The organism is Microbacterium resistens, from assembly GCF_021172025.1.
Taxonomy (GTDB): domain Bacteria; phylum Actinomycetota; class Actinomycetes; order Actinomycetales; family Microbacteriaceae; genus Microbacterium; species Microbacterium resistens.
Map to the genome: position 1 here is coordinate 2,717,772 of NZ_CP082781.1, position 17,968 is coordinate 2,735,739.

17 protein-coding genes are annotated in these 17,968 nt (G+C 74.4%); 7 read left to right on the forward strand and 10 right to left on the reverse strand.

The annotated features are described in order from the left end of the window. Window positions 1-41: 41 nt before the first annotated feature. Window positions 42-1,388 carry an MFS transporter gene (locus K8F61_RS12825; protein WP_231819390.1) on the forward strand — a complete coding sequence of 449 codons (1,347 nt, stop codon included), beginning with the start codon at window positions 42-44 and terminating at the stop codon, window positions 1,386-1,388. Window positions 1,389-1,475: 87 nt separating this feature from the next. On the opposite strand, the gene K8F61_RS12830 is transcribed toward K8F61_RS12825, so the two are convergent. Then, window positions 1,476-1,829 carry a HepT-like ribonuclease domain-containing protein gene (locus tag K8F61_RS12830; protein ID WP_231819391.1) on the reverse strand — a complete coding sequence of 118 codons (354 nt, stop codon included), beginning with the start codon at window positions 1,827-1,829 and terminating at the stop codon, window positions 1,476-1,478. After that, complete coding sequence (locus K8F61_RS12835) at window positions 1,826-2,308, reverse strand: nucleotidyltransferase family protein (protein ID WP_231819392.1); 483 nt, start codon at window positions 2,306-2,308, stop codon at window positions 1,826-1,828. Before K8F61_RS12835 ends, K8F61_RS12830 begins: the two co-directional genes overlap by 4 nt. Window positions 2,309-2,437: 129 nt before the next feature. Here K8F61_RS12835 and K8F61_RS12840 point away from each other — a divergent pair, with 129 nt between their 5' ends. From K8F61_RS12840 to K8F61_RS12855, 4 genes are all read left to right on the forward strand, one after another. Next, complete coding sequence (locus tag K8F61_RS12840; RefSeq protein ID WP_231819393.1) at window positions 2,438-3,103, forward strand: RNA polymerase sigma factor; 666 nt, start codon at window positions 2,438-2,440, stop codon at window positions 3,101-3,103. Further along, window positions 3,090-3,536, forward strand: coding sequence for a hypothetical protein (locus tag K8F61_RS12845; RefSeq protein ID WP_219086087.1), 447 nt, complete (start codon window positions 3,090-3,092; stop codon window positions 3,534-3,536). Before K8F61_RS12840 ends, K8F61_RS12845 begins: the two co-directional genes overlap by 14 nt. A 35-nt stretch (window positions 3,537-3,571) precedes the next feature. Then, entirely contained in the window at window positions 3,572-5,155 is a 1,584-nt protein-coding gene (locus K8F61_RS12850) for a S8 family peptidase (RefSeq protein ID WP_231819394.1), read from the forward strand. 165 nt (window positions 5,156-5,320) lie between these two features. Then, entirely contained in the window at window positions 5,321-7,789 is a 2,469-nt protein-coding gene (locus K8F61_RS12855) for a CHAT domain-containing protein (RefSeq protein ID WP_231819395.1), read from the forward strand. A gap of 291 nt (window positions 7,790-8,080) precedes the next feature. On the opposite strand, the gene K8F61_RS12860 is transcribed toward K8F61_RS12855, so the two are convergent. The 6 genes from K8F61_RS12860 to K8F61_RS12885 form a co-directional block, all read right to left on the reverse strand. Further along, entirely contained in the window at window positions 8,081-8,857 is a 777-nt protein-coding gene (locus K8F61_RS12860) for a DeoR/GlpR family DNA-binding transcription regulator (protein WP_067250784.1), read from the reverse strand. Further along, window positions 8,854-9,711 (reverse strand): class II fructose-bisphosphate aldolase, encoded by an 858-nt coding sequence (locus K8F61_RS12865; protein WP_219086090.1) that lies wholly within the window; start codon window positions 9,709-9,711, stop codon window positions 8,854-8,856. Before K8F61_RS12865 ends, K8F61_RS12860 begins: the two co-directional genes overlap by 4 nt. Further along, a complete protein-coding gene (locus K8F61_RS12870) occupies window positions 9,708-10,790 on the reverse strand; it encodes a 1-phosphofructokinase family hexose kinase (RefSeq protein ID WP_231819396.1) in 1,083 nt (360 codons plus the stop codon). Before K8F61_RS12870 ends, K8F61_RS12865 begins: the two co-directional genes overlap by 4 nt. After that, window positions 10,787-11,746: an ROK family protein gene (locus K8F61_RS12875; RefSeq protein WP_231819397.1), complete on the reverse strand. Its 960-nt coding sequence runs from the start codon at window positions 11,744-11,746 to the stop codon at window positions 10,787-10,789. The genes K8F61_RS12870 and K8F61_RS12875 overlap by 4 nt, the downstream gene beginning before the upstream one ends. Before the next feature lie 7 nt (window positions 11,747-11,753). After that, the gene (locus K8F61_RS12880) at window positions 11,754-12,668 is read right to left on the reverse strand and encodes an SIS domain-containing protein (RefSeq protein WP_231819398.1); all 915 of its coding nucleotides are present in this window, start codon (window positions 12,666-12,668) and stop codon (window positions 11,754-11,756) included. 146 nt (window positions 12,669-12,814) lie between these two features. After that, a complete protein-coding gene (locus K8F61_RS12885) occupies window positions 12,815-13,966 on the reverse strand; it encodes an ROK family protein (RefSeq protein WP_231819399.1) in 1,152 nt (383 codons plus the stop codon). A 169-nt stretch (window positions 13,967-14,135) separates the two neighbouring features. Here K8F61_RS12885 and K8F61_RS12890 point away from each other — a divergent pair, with 169 nt between their 5' ends. Beyond that, complete coding sequence (locus K8F61_RS12890; RefSeq protein WP_231819400.1) at window positions 14,136-15,251, forward strand: ROK family transcriptional regulator; 1,116 nt, start codon at window positions 14,136-14,138, stop codon at window positions 15,249-15,251. Window positions 15,252-15,266: 15 nt separating this feature from the next. Here K8F61_RS12890 and K8F61_RS12895 read toward each other — a convergent pair whose 3' ends face one another. Beyond that, window positions 15,267-15,566, reverse strand: coding sequence for a chorismate mutase (locus tag K8F61_RS12895; protein WP_219086096.1), 300 nt, complete (start codon window positions 15,564-15,566; stop codon window positions 15,267-15,269). Between the two features lie 84 nt (window positions 15,567-15,650). On the opposite strand from K8F61_RS12895, the gene K8F61_RS12900 reads away from it, so the two are divergent. After that, window positions 15,651-16,925 carry an AI-2E family transporter gene (locus K8F61_RS12900; protein ID WP_231819401.1) on the forward strand — a complete coding sequence of 425 codons (1,275 nt, stop codon included), beginning with the start codon at window positions 15,651-15,653 and terminating at the stop codon, window positions 16,923-16,925. Window positions 16,926-17,038: 113 nt separating this feature from the next. Here K8F61_RS12900 and K8F61_RS12905 read toward each other — a convergent pair whose 3' ends face one another. Next, entirely contained in the window at window positions 17,039-17,956 is a 918-nt protein-coding gene (locus K8F61_RS12905) for an ABC transporter substrate-binding protein (protein ID WP_067250309.1), read from the reverse strand. Between the last annotated feature and the right edge of the window lie 12 nt (window positions 17,957-17,968).

Here is a 17,968-nt window from a genome sequence, read left to right on the forward strand (position 1 = left end):
TTCACTTGCGCAACTTTACTTGCGGGTCTATGGTCGTCGACATGGACGAGACGCGGGCAGGGCTCTGGACCAATCGGCGCTACGTGGCCTGGCTGTTCAGCGACACCGCCAAGGGGCTGGGGACCTCGTTGGCCTCGTTCGCCGTCCCCCTGGTGGCGCTCATCGTGACGAACGACCCTGCGCAGGCCGGGATCATCGGCGGCGTCGGGATGACGGTGCGGCTGGCCCTGACGCTGTTCGGCGGCGTGCTGGCCGACCGCCACCACCGGGTGCGCATGATGCTCGTCGGCGCGGTGTTCGCGACCGTCCTGTCCGCCGGCTTCACGGCACTGGCGCTGAGCGGCGCGCTCAGCTTCGCCGCCCTTCTCGCGGTGCAGGCCCTGCTCGCCGTCCGCGCGGGGGCGTTCGAGCCGGCGAGCGAGAGCGCGGTCAAGGAGATCGTCCCCGACGAGGCGATGGGCAGGGCGCAGGCCGCCAACCAGGGACGCGACGCCGCCCTCCAGCTCACCGCGGGCCCGCTCGGCGGTCTCCTGCTGGGAGTCGGCGCCTGGCTCGTCGGCGTGGTGATGACCGCCTGCTACGCGCTCGCGGCGGCCTCCGCGTGGCTGCTCGGCCGTGCGGTCCGCGGTGACGCGGGAGCCGCCGTGCATCCGATCGACGCCGACGCCGCGCGCTCCCCCCGCGAGGGAGGCCCGACCGAGGGGGCCCCGACGGAGGGTGGCCCGAACGCGCTCCGAGAGATCCGCGAGGGGTTCGCCTGGCTGTTCTCTCGCCCGGACCTGAGCGGCGTGCTGTGGATCTCCACGACGGTCAACCTCGGCTTCAACGCGGCCCTGACGACGGTGATCTACGCGCTCCAGCAGGCCGGGGAGACGGAGCTGACGATCGGCATGGTCTCGGCCGTCCTCGGCGCGACCATGCTCGTCGGCGCGCTCGCGGCCCCGCTCCTCGTGCCGCGGATCGGGGCCGGGGTGCTGATGATCGCGGGTATCGGCGCGGCCAGCGTCGCGGTCGCCGCCCTGACGCTCGCGCACGAGACGGCGACGATCGCCCTCGTGCTCGTGTTCGCGGTCGTCCTCATCCCCACCCTCAACGCCGGGATGATGGGCTACTTCATGGTGGCGACGCCGTCGCGGCTCCTCGGCCGCGCGAACGCCGCGTCGGGGGTGCTCGGGATGGGAGCGATGCCGCTCGCGCCTCTCATCGCCGGCTTCGGCCTCACCTGGGCGGGGCGGGACGCCACGCTCCTCGTCTGCGCAGGCTTCTGCGTCGTCTCCCTGCTGCTCGCGGTGACCAACCGCGGGCTCCGCTCCCTCCCGGCCGAGGCGGGCTGGGCCGCCCATGCCCGGACGTTCGACGCCGATCCCGCCACCGCCGTGCGTGCGTGACTCGGACGGGGGCTTGACCCAGACACGGTGGAAGACGGGAGAACGGACACATGCTGTCCAGCGGAGCCTTCGCGCCGCCGCCTCCGGTCAGTCGCCGGGGGCGGACACCGGAGGAGAGGTCTCGCCGTGCCGCGTACGGACTCTGCGCTCCAGATCCGGCAAGTCCTCGTCGATCGTGGCCCGCACCGTGTCGAGGTCGATCCAGGCATATCCATGGGCGATCCTGTTGCGCATCCCCCAGATCACGGCCCACTCGTCTCCGAAGAGCTCCGTGGTCAACTCGGGCTCGCCCCGTTTCAGGGTCTCGATCAGAGCCGACAAGCGCAGGGCGACAGCGTCGGCGACCGTCTCGTCGTCCATGCTCCGCCTCGCGAGGTGCCGGTGGATGGCGTCCAGGTGGGTGACAGCCTCCCCGAGGAGCTCGTGCACCGCGCGGCTCACAGCGGGACCGCCTCAGCCAGCACCCGATCCCGCAGGTGAGGGGACAGTGCCGACGAGGGCACGAGATCCACCTTCGCGCCCAGGAGACGCGACAGATCCCGCTCCAGCCGCGCAAGAGTGAGCAGGCCGAGGGGCCGAGGGACGTCGATGAGGAGATCGATGTCGGACGCCGACGTCTCGGAACCCGTCGCGACGCTTCCGAACACCCGCACGCCTGCGACGCCCCGTGCCGTCAGGAGGCGGAGGACCTCACCCCTCTGCGCGGCGAGCCTGTGGGCCAGGGGCCGATTCCTCCGCTGCCGCGCCAATCGGGAGACCTCCGGCTGACTTCTTCCGACCGCCTGCGCGATCTCCCGCTGCGTCAGCCCGGCAGCCATCCCGCGCTGGACGGCGCCGACGAGCAGATCGCGGCTCTCGCGCTGCAGAGCATCCGCCCGTTCCGCGTCCCGACGGAGCCCTTCGACGACCACGTTTCCCATATAGCAAATGCTATCAGCGCCCGCGCCGGGACGGGCGAGAGCCGCACGGGGCCCGCGGGACGATTTCCGGGACGCGGGTATCAGGAAGCACTTGCCGTCCTCCTGAAGGGTGTGAGCACAATGGGCACCATGACCGACGCCTCACCCGAGGGCGCTGTCAGCGAGGGCCCGGAGCGGTGGGAGCGCGCGGCCGATCTCTTCGCCGACTGGCGCGCCGGCGATGCACGCGCCATGGACGACCTGGTGCGCCTGATGACCCCCGTGCTCTGGCACGTCGTCCGCGCGTACGGCCTCGAGCGCACGCTGGCGGAGGACGTCGTCCAATCCACCTGGATGGCGCTCGTCCGCCACGCCGACGCGATCGCCGACGACCGCGCCGTGTCCCGCTGGCTCACCGTCACGGCGCGGCGAGAGGCCTGGCGGACCACGCGCGTGCACGGCCGCGCGGACTCCACCGCCGACGAGCTGCTCGAACCCCTGCTGCCGCCGGAGCGGTCGACCGAGGCGGTCGTGGCGGCGTCCGACGAGGCGGCGCGGCTCTGGGCCGCCGTCGGCACCCTCACCGAACGCTGCCAGCGGCTGCTGCGCGTCGTCGCGTTCGACGACCGCCCCGACTACGCCCGCATCGCGGCGGATCTCGAGATGCCGATCGGGAGCATCGGCCCGACGCGGCAGCGCTGCCTGGCCAAGCTCCGGACGGCCTTGACGGCGCACGGCTTCGGCGACGACGCGAACGGGTCCCGGCAGCGACGGGGATCCGGGACCGGGAAGGACGCCCGCCATGACCGACGCTGACGACGCCCTGCTGCGCCGGATCCGAGCGGCGGCCGAGCGGTTCGACCCGCCGGCGCCGGATCTCGCCGAACGGATGATCGCCGCGATCGCGGTCGAGGACCTCTCCCGCGACTACGCCCTGCTCACGCTCGTCGAGAGCGGGCTCGGCGCCGTCCGCGGGGAGGCCGAGACGACGACGCTGCAGTTCAGCGACGGCCGGATCGGTCTGCTCCTGCACATCAGCCGCACGGCCCGCGACACCCGCCGCATCGACGGATGGGTCGACGCGCAGGTCCGCGAGGTCCGGCTGTCCCAGGGATCGCGGACGCGGAGCGTGCCGCCGGACGCGACGGGGCGGTTCGCCTTCGACGACGTTCCCGCCGGGCTCACCCGTGTGCGTCTGGTCGCCGACGAGGAGACCGGTGACCTGCTCACGCCCCGGTTCGAGGTGTGATCGGAGACGCGGCGGCGCCGCGGGAAGGACGAGCCATGGAACAGCCCCGGGGATGGAGCTGGCAGGACCGCGCTGAGGGGTCGATCCCCCGCGGGACGACACTGGATCCGGCGATCGATCCGGTCGACGGCGTCCGCGCCTATCCGACCGCCTACCTGCCGGACCGGATGCTGATCACGGAGAATCCGGACGATGTCGAAGGCGCCTACGACCGCGACGTCCGGATCCTGCGGGAGGTCGCCGCATCGTTCGGCTGGGAACTGGAGATCGGGCAGGACGACCTCGTCCGCACAGGTCTCGGCCCCGGGGTCTTGCCCGGGATCCCCGGAGTGCACCGGGCACGACTGACCACGTCCGCCGATCCGGGCCGCGGCGACTCGCCCGTGGCACCGGACGCGTGGCGCGTGCTCCAGCGGGCCCGGCGCGTCGCCGGCGGGCCGATGCCCCGCGCGGGGCTCGAGCACGTGCTGTCCGTGGATCCGGTCGGGCTCAACCCGTTCACGCGCACCAATCCCTTCACGCGCACCAACCCCTTCACCCGGACGAACCCCGCCCGCGGCGAGGGCGCCGGAGCGGGCAGCGACGACTACCTCGCGCCCGGGCGGGGCGGACGCCAGCCGGTCGCATGGATCGGCCCGGCTCCGCGCCGCGGTCCGGACCCCCGGCGAGGACGCCGGGTCGTCGTCGCCGTGCTGGACACCGGGTGCGGCGTGCACGCCTGGCTGCCGGACACCGTCGTGACCACCCGGGTGACGCTGGACGGCGTGCCGATCGGGCTCACCGGAGACGACGACCCCGAACGCTACCCCGACCTCTACGGACAGCTCGACGGCGAGATCGACGCGGTCGCCGGGCACGGCACGTTCATCGCGGGGATCATCCGGCAGACGGCACCGGACGCGGACATCCTCGCCATCCGTGTCGCGGGATCGCTCGGGGTGGTGGACGAGAGCACGTTCCTGCGCTCCCTCGCCGCGCTCGTGGAGCTGCAGCGGCGCCACGTGCACGGGATCGACGGCGGACGGCCGATCGACGTGCTCAGCCTGTCCCTCGGCTACTACCACGAGACACCCGTGGACGGGCAGTTCTCCCGGACGCTGTACGACCTGCTGCGCACCGCCAGGGAGCTCGGCACGGTCGTCGTGTGCTCGGCGGGCAACGACGCGATCGACCGTCCCGCGTTCCCCGCGTCCCTCTGGGCCTGGCCGGGCGCGGACAACGGCATCGAGCCGGACGAACTGCACCCGCTCGTCTCCGTCGGCGCGCTCAATCCGTCCGCCCGATCCGTCGCGCTGTTCTCGAACGTCGGCCCCTGGGTCCGCACATACGCACCGGGCGCCGCGGTGGTGAGCACCACTCCGGCCTTCACCGGCGGCGCCCAGGCCGCCACCCGGTGGGACGTCGGCGGCCTCGTGCGCGAGACGGTCGATCCGGACGACTACCGGGGCGGATTCGCCGCGTGGAGCGGCACCTCCTTCGCGGCCCCGTACGTGGCGGGGCGGATCGCGGCGGGGCTGGTCGGCGCGGTGGCCGCCGCGGACGTCGCCCCCGCCGCCACGGCGGCCGAGACCGTGACGGAGGTGCTGAAGGCCCTGCCCCCGGACGCGCCGCTCTCCTGATCCGGCCCGCCCCTGATCCGTCCTGCTCGCGAGACCCCCTCTCGTCGCCGAGACCCCTCCGCACACACGGTTCTGCGAGGGGGTTTCGGCGACGAGAGGGGGTTTCGGCGGTCGCGGCCGGAGCCCCGTCTCGCGCGGACCCCGCCGACACGGCATCCTGAGGGGATGGGGAGCCCGGGATCCGCGCCGGCGGCGGCACGCGCGCTGTACGAACGCGGCCTGGCCGCGACGAACGCGCAGCGGTACGTCGAGGGGCGCCGCCTGCTGGATCGCGCCGCGGCGCACCCCGGGGCCGACCCGGACCTGCGGGCCCGCATCGCCGGGACGACCGCCTACCTGCTCGCGCAGACCGGCGAGCCCGCCCGTGCCGAGGAGCTGTGCCGCGCGGCCCTCGACGCCGACGACGCCGGCCCGCACACCCGCGCCGTGCTCGCCGGCCAGCTCGGCGTCCTCTTCACGCGGGCCGGACGTCTCGACGAGGCGGACGACATGCTGGGCCGCGCGATCGCGGGCCTGGACGGCGTCGAGCTCGCGAACTGCCTGCTCAACCGCTCGCTCGTCCGCATGCAGCGCCGCACATTCGACGCCGCCGCGGAGGACCTGGAGCGGGCCGTCGCGCTCTACCGCGGCGCCGGCGACGAGACCGCCGCCGCGGAGGCCGCACACAACCTCGGGTACATCGCCCTCCTGCGCGGCGACCTCGTGCTGGCCCTGGAGCTCATGACCCGCTCGCGTCCGGCGATCGCCGCGGAGTCGGACCTGAGCGCGGCGATGAGCGACCTCGACCGCGCCGAGGTGCTGCGCGACGCCGGGCTGGCGGAGGAGGCCGAGCAGCTGCTGGAGAGCGTCTCGGGGACCTTCGGCCGCGCGCGCATGCGGCAGGCGCGGGCGGAGACGGAGTTCCACCTCGCCCGCTCCCTCCTCCGGCACGACCCGGTGCGTGCCGAGCGGGTCGCGCGCACCGCCGGACGCCGATTCCGCGCCCTCCGGAGCGGCAGCTGGGCCGCGCGCAGCGACGCCATCCGCCTCGACGCGGTCCTCGCGCAGGGCCGCAGTCCCGGACCCGAGGCCTTCCGCACCGCGGCCGAGGCGCTGGACGCGGCCGGCTTCCGCAGCGAGGCGGCGGCCGTGCGCTTCGGCGCGGCGCTCGACGAGGTGCGACGAGGCGGTCCGCGCGACGCCGGGGCGACCGTCCTTCCGCGTCTCCCGCGCGCCGCGCCGCTGCCCCTGCGCCTGCGGGCCGCCGAGGTCCGCGCCGAGCGCGCCGCCCGCGAGGGGCGCCGCAGCGACGCACGCCGGTACGCGGCGCGCGGCCTGGACCTGCTGTCGGGGTGGCAGAGCTCCTTCGGCGCGCTCGACCTCCAGGCCTCCACGGCCGTGCACGGCGAGCAGCTCGTGCGGCAGGGCCTCGCCGCGGCCGTCGCGGACGGGGATCCGCGGACCGTGTTCGACTGGTCCGAGCGCGCGCGGCACCTCAGCCAGCGGATCGCGCCCGTCCGGCCCCCGCACGACGCCGCGCTGGCCGCGGACCTCGGAGAGCTGCGGATGCTGCGCAGCGAGCTCGCGGGCGAGGAGTGGACGCGGGATCCGCGGGTGCGGGCGCTGCGGGATCGTGCCCGCGATCGGCAGTGGACGGCCACGGGGGCGGGGGACGCCCGTCCGCGCGCCCCGCTGGCGGAGCTGCGGCGCGCCCTCGATGCGGACACCGTCGCCCTCGCGTACGTGTTCACCGGCGACCGGCTCGTCTGTCTCGTGACGACGACCGCCGGCTCACGCCTGGTCCCCCTCCCCTGGGACGCTGTGCGGGAGGACCTGCGCGGCCTCCGCGCGGATCTCGACGTCTCGGCGGCGGTGCGCTCCGGTCCGCTCGCGGCCGTCGTCCGGCGGGCCCTCGACGACCGGCTCCGCCGGCTCGACGCGGCCCTGCTCGCACCGGTGATCGCGGGATCCGGCCCCCGCGTGCGGGCCCTGATCACGGCGCCCGGGGTCCTCGCCGGGGTTCCGTGGGGCATGCTCCCGGCGATGTCGGGGCGCCCCTTCACGCTCGCGACCTCGGCCTCCCGCTGGCTGCACGAACGGCGCACCGCCCCGGCACCCCTCGTACGCGCCGGGTTCGCCGCGGGGCCGCACGTGGTGCGCGCCGAGGAGGAGGTGACGACGGCGGCCGCCGCCTGGGACGCCCCCGTGGTCCTGACCGGCGCCGCGGCCGGCGTCGAGGCGGTCACCGCGCTGGCGGGCGGTTCGGACGTGCTCCACGTCGCCGCGCACGGCCGGCATACGGTGGACAACCCGCTGTTCTCGGGCCTCGAGCTCGCCGACGGGATCCTCTTCGGCTACGACGTGGACCTCGTCCCGCGTCCTCCCGCCGTGGTCCTGCTCTCGGCGTGCGAGCTCGGCCGCTCCTCGGTCCGCGGCGGCGAGGAGGCGCTGGGGATGACCCGGGTGTGGCTGCACGCGGGCACCCGCTGCGTCGTCTCCTCGCCCGTCGTGGTCCCCGACGACGTCGCCTGCGAGCTGCTCGGGGCCGTGCACGGGAGCCTGCGCGCCGGCCTCGATCCGGCGGCCGCGCTGTCCGCCGCGGCGGCGGACACGGGACACCGGACGCCGTTCCAGTGCCACGGCAGCGGTTTCTGACCGTCTCACTCCGAGTCCGGGCACGGCCGGAGAACTTTTCTCCATTCGATGTATCAGACCGGTGCCCCGGGGCTCCTGTTCGTCGGAAGGTGTCATGCGGGGAACTTCCGAGGGAGCCGGGAGCGTGAGGGGACGCGGTCGGAACTGGGGATGCGCGTGCTGGGGACGCGCCGACGGACACGATTCCACGGGGGTGTCGCGCGGGGACCGCGGCACCCCCTCCTCATGCTCCCCGAGGGCGGACGACCCCGGCCCGGGGCAGGACGGCCTCGGCGGCGCGGATCGCTCCGCTCAGTCCGCGAGGAGCACCTCGTAGCCGGCGTCCTGGAAGGCCGTGCGATACGCGGCCGACAGCCCGGTGTCGGTCAGCAGCGTCGGGAACAGGGACGCGTCCCCGACCGCGGCGAACGCGCTCGCACCGATCTTCCCGGAGTCCGCCACGACGATCGGCCGGCGCGCACGCTCGGCCATGATCCGGTTCACCGCCGCCTCGCGCTCGTCGTGCGTGCTCGCCCCGTCGACCGGATCCATGCCGTTCACCCCGATGAACGCGACGTCGAGCCGGATCCCGCGCAGCAGCTGCTCCACGAACGGGCCCACCAGCTCGTACGTCCGCGAGTGGATCACGCCACCGGTGACGACCACCTTGATGTCGGGCCGGGTGGCGAGCTGGGCGGCGATGTTCACCGCGTTCGTGACGATGGTGAGCGGCTGGTCGGCGAGATCGTCGCGGGCGGCGAGGGCGGCGGCGATCGCCGTGGTGGTCGTCCCCCCGGACAGACCCACGACGGAACCGGGCGCCACGAGCGCCGAGGCGGCGCGGCCGATCCGATCCTTCTCGTCCGCCCGCAGGTGGCTCTTATACCGGATGGGCAGCTCGTAGGCGACGGACTGAGCGACGGCTCCGCCGTGCGTCCGGGTCAGCAGGCGCTGCTCGGCGAGGCTGTCCAGATCCCGACGCGCGGTGGCCGGGGACGCCCCGAACCGGTCGACGAGCTCCTCGACCGTGATCTCGCCCTGGGCCGCGAGGAGGTCCAGGATGGCCGTCAGACGTGCCGTCCGCTTCATTCCGCCCGCCCGTGCTCCTGCGCGCCGGCGAACAGGCGCAGCAGCCGGCCCGCCTCCTCGGCGACCGCCTCGCGCCCCGGGGCGATGTACTTCCGCGAGTCGACGAGACGCTCGTCCGCCGCGAGCCGGGCCCGCACCGCGCGGGTGAAGAAGCCGTTCAGGTGGGTGGACACGTTGATCTTCGTCATCCCCGCGCGGATGGCGGCGACGAGCGCGTCCTCGGGGACCCCGGAGGACCCGTGGAGGACCAGCGGGACGTCCAGCGCCGCGCGCAGCCGAGCGATGAGGTCGAGGTCCAGTGCCGCGGTGCGGTCGGTCATCGCGTGGGAGGACCCGACGGCGACGGCCAGCGCGTCCACACCGGTCTCGGCCACGAACGCCCGCGCCTCGTCGGGATCCGTGCGCACCCCGGGCGCGTGCGCGCCGTCCTTGCCCCCGACCTCGCCGAGCTCTCCCTCGACGTGCACCCCGGCGGCGTGCGCGCGCTCGGTCACGCGGGCGGTGAGCGCGACGTTGTCCGCGTACTCGAGCGTCCCGCCGTCGAACATCACCGAGCCGAAGCCCAGCGCCACCGCCTCATCGACGAGCTCGGGGCGCTCGGCGTGGTCCAGGTGCACGGCGACCGGCGTCGCGGCGCGCCGGGCGACGGCCAGGGCGGCGAGCGCGATCGGCTCGAGGCCGCCGTGGTAGTCGGCGCAGTTCTGCGAGATCTGCAGGATGACCGGCAGCCCGGTGCGCTCGGAGGCGAGGGCGAGGGCCTCGGCGGTCTCCAGGTGGATGACGTTGAAGGCGCCGATGCCGACGCCGCGGGAGGCGGCGTCCTGGACGAGCTCGCGGGCGGAGACGAGGGTCATGGGGTGTCCTTCGGTTCGGGGGCGGTCGTGGCGCGCGGGTCGGACGCGTGCCCGGTGGGGCTGTCGATGAGCAGAGCGGCCTCGAGCTGAGGCCAGGAGGGGTGGATCTCGCCCGCCAGCGGCATGAGCACGGCGGCCGCGGACCACGCGGTGGCGCGGCGCAGCAGGGTCAGCGGGTCCCGCACGCCCTGGGCGAGGAGCACGGCGCACGCCGCCACGGCGGCGTCCCCGGCGCCGGTCGGGTTGCCGGCGAGGGGCTCGGCGAGCCGCGCGCGCAGGATCCGGATCCCTCCCTCCCCGGGTCCCCCTCCCTCCCCGGGTTCGGGGCGCATCTCGGGGTCTCGGGGCCCGCCCTGGGGCCCGCTGGCCCCATCCGGCGCCCCAAACCGGGGAGACACCACGGCCAGCATCCCGTCGGGACCCTGGGAGAGCAGGATCAGCTCCGCCCCGCGCCGGATCAGCTCCGCCGCTCCGGCGAGGGGATCCGCGTGCCCTGTCGCCTCCCGCAGCTCGGCGGCGTTGGGCTTGAGCACGTGCGCGCCGGCGTCGGCGGCCCGCAGGAGCGCCGGGCCGGACGTGTCGGCGATCACCGTCGCCCCCGCGGCCCGTCCCCACCGGACGAGGTCCTCGACGAGACCCTCGGGCGCTCCGGGCGGGATGCTCCCCGCCACCACGAGGACGGGCGACGCAGCGCGGCGCACGGCGTCGGCGACGGCGCGGCGCACAGTCGCCCATTCCTCGGCGGACGGCGCCGTGCCGCGCTCGTTCACGATCGTCGTGTCCCCGGCCGCCTCATCCACGAGCGCGACGCTGCGGCGGGTCGACGCCCGCACCGGGACCAGCGCATGCGGGACCCCGCTGCTGCGCAGCTCGGCGGCGAACTCCTCCCCGGTCGCCCCGCCCGCCGTGGCGACGGCGCAGACCTCCGCCGCCTCGGCGTGGGCGACGCGCGCGACGTTCAGCCCCTTGCCTCCGGCGCGGGAGCGTCCCGTGGGCGCCCGGTGGGTCCCGCCGGGGATGAGGCGCTCGACCTGCCAGGTGAGATCGAGCGCGGGGTTCGGGGTGACGGTGACGATCACGACGCCTCCCGGAGCGCGCGCGCCCGCAGGGCGGATCCGAGGATCCCGGCGTCCCCGCCGAGCTCGGCCGGCACCAGCTCGGGGAGGCGGTGGAAGCTCAGCCGATCCGCGAGACGGCGGCGCAGCTCGTCGAAGAGGGGCGCCCCGGCTCGGGAGAGCCCTCCGCCGATCACGACCGCCTGGGGAGCGAGCACGGCGGTGAGCTGCGCGAGGGACATCGCCAGCGCGTCGAGCGCCTCGTCCCACACCCGGGACGCGACGGCGTCTCCGGAGGCGGCGAGCGCCAGCACCTCGCGGGCGCCGTCCGCCGTCCGGCCGCTCTCGTCGCGGTAGCGCCGCGCGATGGCGCCCGCGGACGCGACCGCCTCCAGGCACCCCCGGGCCCCGCACGGACAGGGCCAGTCCCCCAGCGGGGAGTGGCCGATCTCGCCCGCGTAGCCGCCGCCGGCGTGCAGCCGGCCGTCGAGGATCAGCGTGCCGGCCACCCCCGTGCCGATGATCAGCACGACGGCGTCGTCGAAGGGCCGTGCCCCGCCGATCCGGTGCTCGGCCCAGCTCCCCGTCGCCACGTCGTGGTCGAAGGCGACGGGGAGCCCGAGCCGCGCGGTCGCGAGATCGCGGAGCGGGGCGTCGCGCCAGCCGAGGTTGCTGCTGAACACGGCGATCCCCGCCGGGGCGTCGACGATGCCGGGGACGACGAGCCCCGCCGCGTCCGGCTCGATCCCGGGGTGGTCTTCGCGCAGGTCGTCCGCCAGTCGCACGAGCAGGTCGAGGAGGCGCTGCGGGCTGTCCGCGCCGGGTGCCGGCGAGGAGGTGCGCCGCAGACCGCGCAGCGTGCCGGAGCGGTCGACCAGGGCGGATTTGACGTCCGTCCCTCCCACGTCGAACGCGAGGACGGCCGGTCCCGGGCCGAGCGATCGCGGCCCGGCGGGCGTCGGAGCGAGGGCGGCGGTCACGGACGGCTCAGGGCTCGAGGATGACCGAGCGGGTGAGGTTGCGCGGCTGGTCCGGGTCCAGCCCGCGGGCCAGCGCGCGGTCCAGGGCCACCCGGTGCAGCCGCGCGAGGTCGGCGAGCGGGTCGATCGGGTGCTGCACGAAGCGGGCTCCGGTCGCCTCGACCTGGCCGGCGAGGCCGTCCGGCGCCGTGCCGAACTGCCAGGTGATCCGCCCCGGCGCCGCGATCGCGATCGGGCCGTGCCGGTACTCCATCGCCGGGTAGGACTCCGTCCAGGTCTGCGAGGACTCCCGCATCTTCAGCGCCGCCTCGTGGGCGAGCCCGACGGTCCAGCCGCGGCCGAGGAAGCTGTACTGCTCGGCGTCGGAGAGGCTGGGGTCGACGTCGTCGAGCGCCGCGCGCGCGTCCGCCACGGCGTCGTCGAGCGACTCGCCGAGCGAGGCGCGGAAGAGGGCGAGCGCGGTCGTCGCGAAGCGGGTCTGCACGACGGAGCGCTCATCCGCGAACGGCAGCAGCAGCGCGTCGTCGACGAGGTCGACCAGGGGGGACGCCGGATCGCCGATCACGCCGATCAGCCGCGGACGATCCGCGCCGGCCGAGCGCACCCGCTCGACGAGCTCGAGCACCTCCGTGGTGGTGCCGGAGCGGGTGAGGGCGACGATGGCGTCGTAGCCGCGGCCGACGAAGGCCTCGGACGCGGCGAACGCATCCGTCTCCCCGCCGGCCTCGGCGGACTCCCGCAGCGCCGCGTAGGACTGCGCCATGAACCAGGAGGTGCCGCAGCCGACGACCGCGACGCGCTCGCCCGCCGCGGGGAGGCGGCGCTGCTCGTCGCGCATCGCCGCGGCACGGGCCCAGGTCTCGGGCTGGGAGTCCAGCTCCGCACGCATGTGGGCGCCCGGAGCGGTGGTCGTCTCGGTCATGGCGGTCTCCCGTCGTCGATCGCGTCGCCGTGAGCGGCTGCTCCGATCAACTGAAGGTTTGTGATCGTTTTGACGCTGAATCGATCGTAATACGCCAAGCGATCCCGGGCAAGGCGGCGACCGTCGCGCCCCACGGAGGCCCTGGCTCAGCCGCGCAGGACCTGGGCGGGATTCCACCGCACCCCGAGCACCGCCGTCAGGGCGAGCTGCGCCGCCCCGGCGTAGCGGGCGATCCGGGCGTCCGCGGCCCGCACCGGCACGGCGCTCGCGCCCCGGGGCACGTACGACAGCTCCGCGCGCACGCGATCGAGGAACCGGTCGCCGAGCAGCGCGACCGGCCCGCCGATCACGACCTCGACCGGATCCAGCATCGCCGTCAGCAGGATGATCACGCGCCCGAGCGCCAGGGCTCCGTGCGCGAGCGCCTCGTCGTCCGCGGTCGCCAGGAGCGGGGCGAGGTCCTCCGCGTCCCTCCCCTCCACGACGTCGTCTCCGAGCATGGCCGACAGCGACGCCGCCGACTCCAGGCATCCGGTCCCGCCGCAGCGACAGGGCCGCGCCTGCGCCCCCGTGACCACGCGCACGTGACCGATCTCGCCGACCCGTGCGCGGGGGCCGGCGGCGAGCTCGCGATCGACCGTGATCGCGCCGCCGATGCCGCTTCCGACGTGGAGGAACAGTCGGCGCCCCCGGGGCTCCTCGCCCGCGATCGCCTCGGCGACGGCCTCGGCATCCACGTCATTGACGAGGATCACCGGCGCCCCGACCTGCTCCTCCAGCTGCGCCGCGAGCGGGAGGTCGGTCCATCCCAGCTGCACGCTCTCCAGCACCACGCGCCCGTCGGTCGCACCCGGAAGCTGCACGCTGACCGCGAGAAGACGCCCGGAGAACCGCGCGGCCACCTCGCCGATCGCCCGGCGCAGGGACTCATCCCGATCCGCCGGCGCGTACGCGAGATGCTCCTCGTGCTCCGCCGAGCCGTCCAGCCGCACCAGCGACAGGCAGGCGTCCGCCGCGCGCAGGACGACGACCAGGACGAGGTGGTAACGGGCGTCCACGTCGAGCGTCGTCGCGCGCTTGCCGCCCGTGCTCGCGGCCGGCGCGCCCTCGCGGATGAGCCGGGTGTCGATGAGCTCCGCCACGAGCGAGGAGGCCGTGGCCGCCGTCAACCCCGTGCTCCGTGCGATCCCGGCGCGGGTCTGGACGCCCGGCCGGTCCATCACGAGCTGCAGGGCGCGTCGCAGGTTGACCCGGCGCAGGGCCGCCTGGCCGTCGAGCTCGTCGATGTTCTGCAGCATGGCCGCGGATCCTCCCGGGCACGGGGACGGTCGATGTTTGACAAACCGGCGGGGACGTCCTTACGCTCGCCCTACATACTTTAGTCACTGAACTAAGTTGCGTCGCCCGACGCTCGGATGGTCGCGAGGGGGCCCCTGTGCCGTATCCCCACCCTACGAGGTGCACCGCATGACGACGGCGCCCGCCCTCGCCGCCGGGCTCGCCGGCGCGCGCGCCGTCGCCCCGGTCCCCCTCGCGCAGTCGATCCGGCGCCACAACCGCGGCGTCGTCCTGCGCACTCTCCTGCGCGAGACGACGGCCAGCCGAGCGGATCTGTCGCGCCTCACCGGGCTCGCCCGCCCGACGATCTCCGAGGTCGTCCGCGACCTGCTGGCCGACGGAGTGATCCTCGAGACCGGTCACCGCTCCGCGTCGCGACCGGGAAAGCCCGCGGTGATGCTCGAGGTGGACCCGGACGCGGTGCAGGCCGTCGCGATCGATCTGTCCGACCCCGGCCGGATCCGGGCCGCGGTCTGCGCCCCCGACGGACGGATCCTGCACCGGACGGCGACGCCGCGCCGGGCCGGCGACACGGCAGCGGAGCTCGCGTCCGACCTCGGCGCCCTCGTCGCCGGGCTCGCCGCGCGCACGGCGCATCCCGTCCTCGGAGTGGGGATCGGCCTGCCCGTCGGCGACGCCGCGGCCGACGGGCTCTCCGCGGCGCTGCTGACGACCGACCTCGGCGGGCTTCCGGTCCACGTCGCCGCCGAGGCCGACCTCGCCGCGCGCGCCGAGCGGGACGCGGGCACCCACGGCACGGACTTCCTCCTCGTACGGATCGGAACGGGCGTGAGCACGGCCATCGTCGCCGAGTACGCCGGCGACGGCCTGGGCGTCACCGGCCCGGGCGCGAAGGAGCTCGCGCACATCGACGTCGGAGGGACGACGGGAGAGCCCTGCCGCTGCGGGAGCGAGGGATGCGTGCACGCCTGGGTGGGCGCCCCTGCTCTGGACCGGAGGATCGCGGCGGCGGGGGACGACCACGCTCGGCAGGCGGTGCGCGCCGAGGCGGGGCAGCGGCTGGGGTTGCCGCTCGCCGCGATCGTCTCGGCCCTCGACCTGCCGCGCGTGGTGCTCAGCGGCCCGGAGACCGTGGCGGACGAGACCTTCCGCACCGCCCTGGAGGACTCCCTCGCCGCGATCGCCCAGCTCCCCCACGCCCGTGTGGACGTGCACGGCGGGACCGTGGCGGACGCGGTGCTGCGCGGCGCCGCCGCGCACGTCGTCTCGGCCGAGCTCGTCTGAGCGCGCGCAGGCGCCTCAGCGGCCCGAGGCCGCCTCGGTGTGGTGGCGGATCACCTCGGCGACGACGAAGTTGAACCACTTCTCGGCGAACTCCGGGTCCAGGTGCGCCTCCTCGGCGAGCGCGCGCAGGCGGGCCACCTGCTGCTCCTCGCGTGTCGGGTCCGAGGCCGGCATCTCGTGCTCGGCCTTCAGCGCCCCCACCTGCTGCGTGCACCGGAAGCGCTCGGCGAGCATGAAGACGAGCGCGGCGTCGATGTTGTCGATGCTCGCGCGCAGGCGGAGCAGTTCGGCCCGGGGGTCGGTCGCGGCGGTCATCCCTCCACCCTAGAGGCGAGCCCGCCCGCGTCGGCGCGGCGATCCGCGCCCGGGCGCGTGTGCAGGCCTGGATAGTGTGGCCCCATGAGCGCTCAGGGGAAAGACACCGACGCGGCCGCGCACACGCCGGCGCGTGCGGAGGACGCGGTCGCCACGGACGCGGCGGATCCCGGGACGGACGCGCCGGCGCGCCGCGCCGATCCCGCCGGGCCCGTCGAGGCTCCCGGCTCCGACCCCGCCGCCGCCACCGCGGCCCCGGTCGCGGAGCCGGGCGTCCCGAGGGCGTCGTTCTGGACGCGGATCGACAAGCCGTTCAGCTTCGGCTTCCTCGTCGTCCTCGGCGGTCTGACCGCGATCCTCCTGGGCCTTGCGCTGTCGAACATCTCGACCGTCCTCATCTACATCGCCTTCGCGCTGTTCGCCGCACTCGGGCTGAACCCCGCCGTGCAATGGCTGGAGAAGCGGCGGATCCCCCGGGCGTGGGCGGTCGTCATCGTGATCGTCGGCTTCGCGGTCGTCCTCGCGGTCATCGTGATGTCGATCATCCCCACGGTGGTGAGCCAGATAGCGGCCTTCATCGAATCCATCCCGGGCACGATCGACCGTTTCCTGGCGAGCGACTTCTACGCGGGCCTCCAGCAGCAGTTCGGCGTGGGACTCACCGACGTCGTGGCGGAGATCGAGAAGTTCCTCAGCGACCCCGCCCGCCTGCTGCAGATCGGCGGCGGCGCGCTGCAGGTCGGCGGCGTGGCGCTTCAGGTCGGCGGAGCGATCGCGACAGGGCTGTCCGGCGCGCTCATCGTCATCGTGCTGACGCTCTACTTCCTCGCCACCCTCCCGTCCATGAAGAAGGGGCTCGTCCGTCTCGCCCCGGCGCGGGACCGTAGGCGCATCAGCGACATCAGCTCGCAGATCGCCGAGTCCGTCGGCGGGTACGTGATGGGCATGGTCGTGCTCGCGTTCATCAACGCGGTGCTCGTGTTCCTCCTCTACCTGTTCCTCGGCCTGCCCTTCCCGCCGCTGATGGCGACCGTGGCGTTCCTCATCACGCTCATCCCGCTCGTCGGATCCGTGCTGTTCTGGATCATCGGAACGGGGATCGCCCTGTTCTCGAGCCCGATCGCGGCCCTCGTGTTCGCGCTCGTGTACGTCGTGTACATGCAGGTCGAGGCCTACGTGATCACCCCGCGCGTGATGAACCGGGCGATCTCGATCCCCGGCTCCCTCGTCGTGATCGGAGCCCTCGTCGGCGGGACCCTCCTGGGCCTGCTCGGCGCGCTCGTGGCGGTGCCGGTCACCGCCTCGCTGCTCATCGTGATCAAGCAGGTGTGGATCCCCCGCCAGGACTCCCGCGTTTGACCGGTCCCCAGCCCGTCCCCAGCCCGACGAGATTCGGGGCGCGTCCCGGGGATCTCACACCCCGGAGCACGCCCCGAATCGCCGTGACGGACCCCGAAGGGCCTCGATCAGGATCAGCCCAGGTTGGCCTTGAGCCAGGCGGCGGCGATCTCCTTCGGCTCCTTCTTGTCGACCGTGCTCTGCACGTTGAGCTTCACGAGCTCCTCGGTCGTGAGCTTGGCGCTGACGGCGTTGATCGTGTCGGCGATCTCGCCCTCCACGTCCGCGCTGGCGATCGGCACGACGTTGGAGGACAGGATCATGTTCTCCGGGTCCTTGAGCGCCACGATGTCCTCGGTCTCGAAGGCCGGGTCCGCCGTGTAGACGTCCGCCACCTGGATCGTGCCGGCGAGCAGCGACTCGAGCGTCGTCGGTCCCGTCGCCGAGAAGGCGAGGTCGACCCCGTAGACCTCCTTCGCGGCGGCGGGGCCGTACGGCCGCTGCTCGAACTCCGGAGCCGCGCCGACGGTGATGGTCCCGCCGACCTTCGCCAGGTCGCCGATGGAGGTGAGACCGTGCTCCTCGGCGTAGGCCTTCGTCACCGTGTAGGTGTCCTGATCCGACGCCTCGGCGTAGTCGAGCGCGACCAGGCCGTCCGGCAGCGCCTCGGTGAGCGCCGCGTAGACGTCCTCCGGGCTCGTCGCGGTCGCCGAGTCGTCGAGGTACTCCAGGAGGTTCCCGGTGTACTCCGGGAACAGGTCGATCGCGCCGGACTCGACCTCGGGCATGTACGCGTCGCGCTGCCCGATGTTGAACTGGCGCTTCACGGTCTGCCCGTCGGCCTCCAGCGCCTGCGCGTAGATCTCGGCGATGATCTCGTTCGAGAAGTAGGCCTGGGATCCGATGACGATCGCGTCGCCCCCGCCGTTGTCGGACGGGGCGCTCGTCTCGCCGCCGAGGGACGACGAGGATCCGCACGCCGTGAGCGCGAGAGCGGCGGCCGTCAGGGCTCCGGCGGCGAGGAGGGTGCGGGACAGTCGAGCAGTGAACATGGTGGTTCCTCT

Coding starts and splice junctions, on each gene's coding strand:
- K8F61_RS12855 (WP_231819395.1), top strand. CDS start 5,321: ATGGGGAGCCCGGGATCCGCGCCGGCGGCGGCACGCGCGCTGTACGAA.
- K8F61_RS12825 (WP_231819390.1), top strand. CDS start 42: ATGGACGAGACGCGGGCAGGGCTCTGGACCAATCGGCGCTACGTGGCC.
- K8F61_RS12845 (WP_219086087.1), top strand. CDS start 3,090: ATGACCGACGCTGACGACGCCCTGCTGCGCCGGATCCGAGCGGCGGCC.
- K8F61_RS12860 (WP_067250784.1), bottom strand. CDS start 8,857: ATGAAGCGGACGGCACGTCTGACGGCCATCCTGGACCTCCTCGCGGCC.
- K8F61_RS12835 (WP_231819392.1), bottom strand. CDS start 2,308: ATGGGAAACGTGGTCGTCGAAGGGCTCCGTCGGGACGCGGAACGGGCG.
- K8F61_RS12880 (WP_231819398.1), bottom strand. CDS start 12,668: ATGACCGAGACGACCACCGCTCCGGGCGCCCACATGCGTGCGGAGCTG.
- K8F61_RS12865 (WP_219086090.1), bottom strand. CDS start 9,711: ATGACCCTCGTCTCCGCCCGCGAGCTCGTCCAGGACGCCGCCTCCCGC.
- K8F61_RS12895 (WP_219086096.1), bottom strand. CDS start 15,566: ATGACCGCCGCGACCGACCCCCGGGCCGAACTGCTCCGCCTGCGCGCG.
- K8F61_RS12885 (WP_231819399.1), bottom strand. CDS start 13,966: ATGCTGCAGAACATCGACGAGCTCGACGGCCAGGCGGCCCTGCGCCGG.
- K8F61_RS12890 (WP_231819400.1), top strand. CDS start 14,136: ATGACGACGGCGCCCGCCCTCGCCGCCGGGCTCGCCGGCGCGCGCGCC.
- K8F61_RS12900 (WP_231819401.1), top strand. CDS start 15,651: ATGAGCGCTCAGGGGAAAGACACCGACGCGGCCGCGCACACGCCGGCG.
- K8F61_RS12905 (WP_067250309.1), bottom strand. CDS start 17,956: ATGTTCACTGCTCGACTGTCCCGCACCCTCCTCGCCGCCGGAGCCCTG.
- K8F61_RS12840 (WP_231819393.1), top strand. CDS start 2,438: ATGACCGACGCCTCACCCGAGGGCGCTGTCAGCGAGGGCCCGGAGCGG.
- K8F61_RS12850 (WP_231819394.1), top strand. CDS start 3,572: ATGGAACAGCCCCGGGGATGGAGCTGGCAGGACCGCGCTGAGGGGTCG.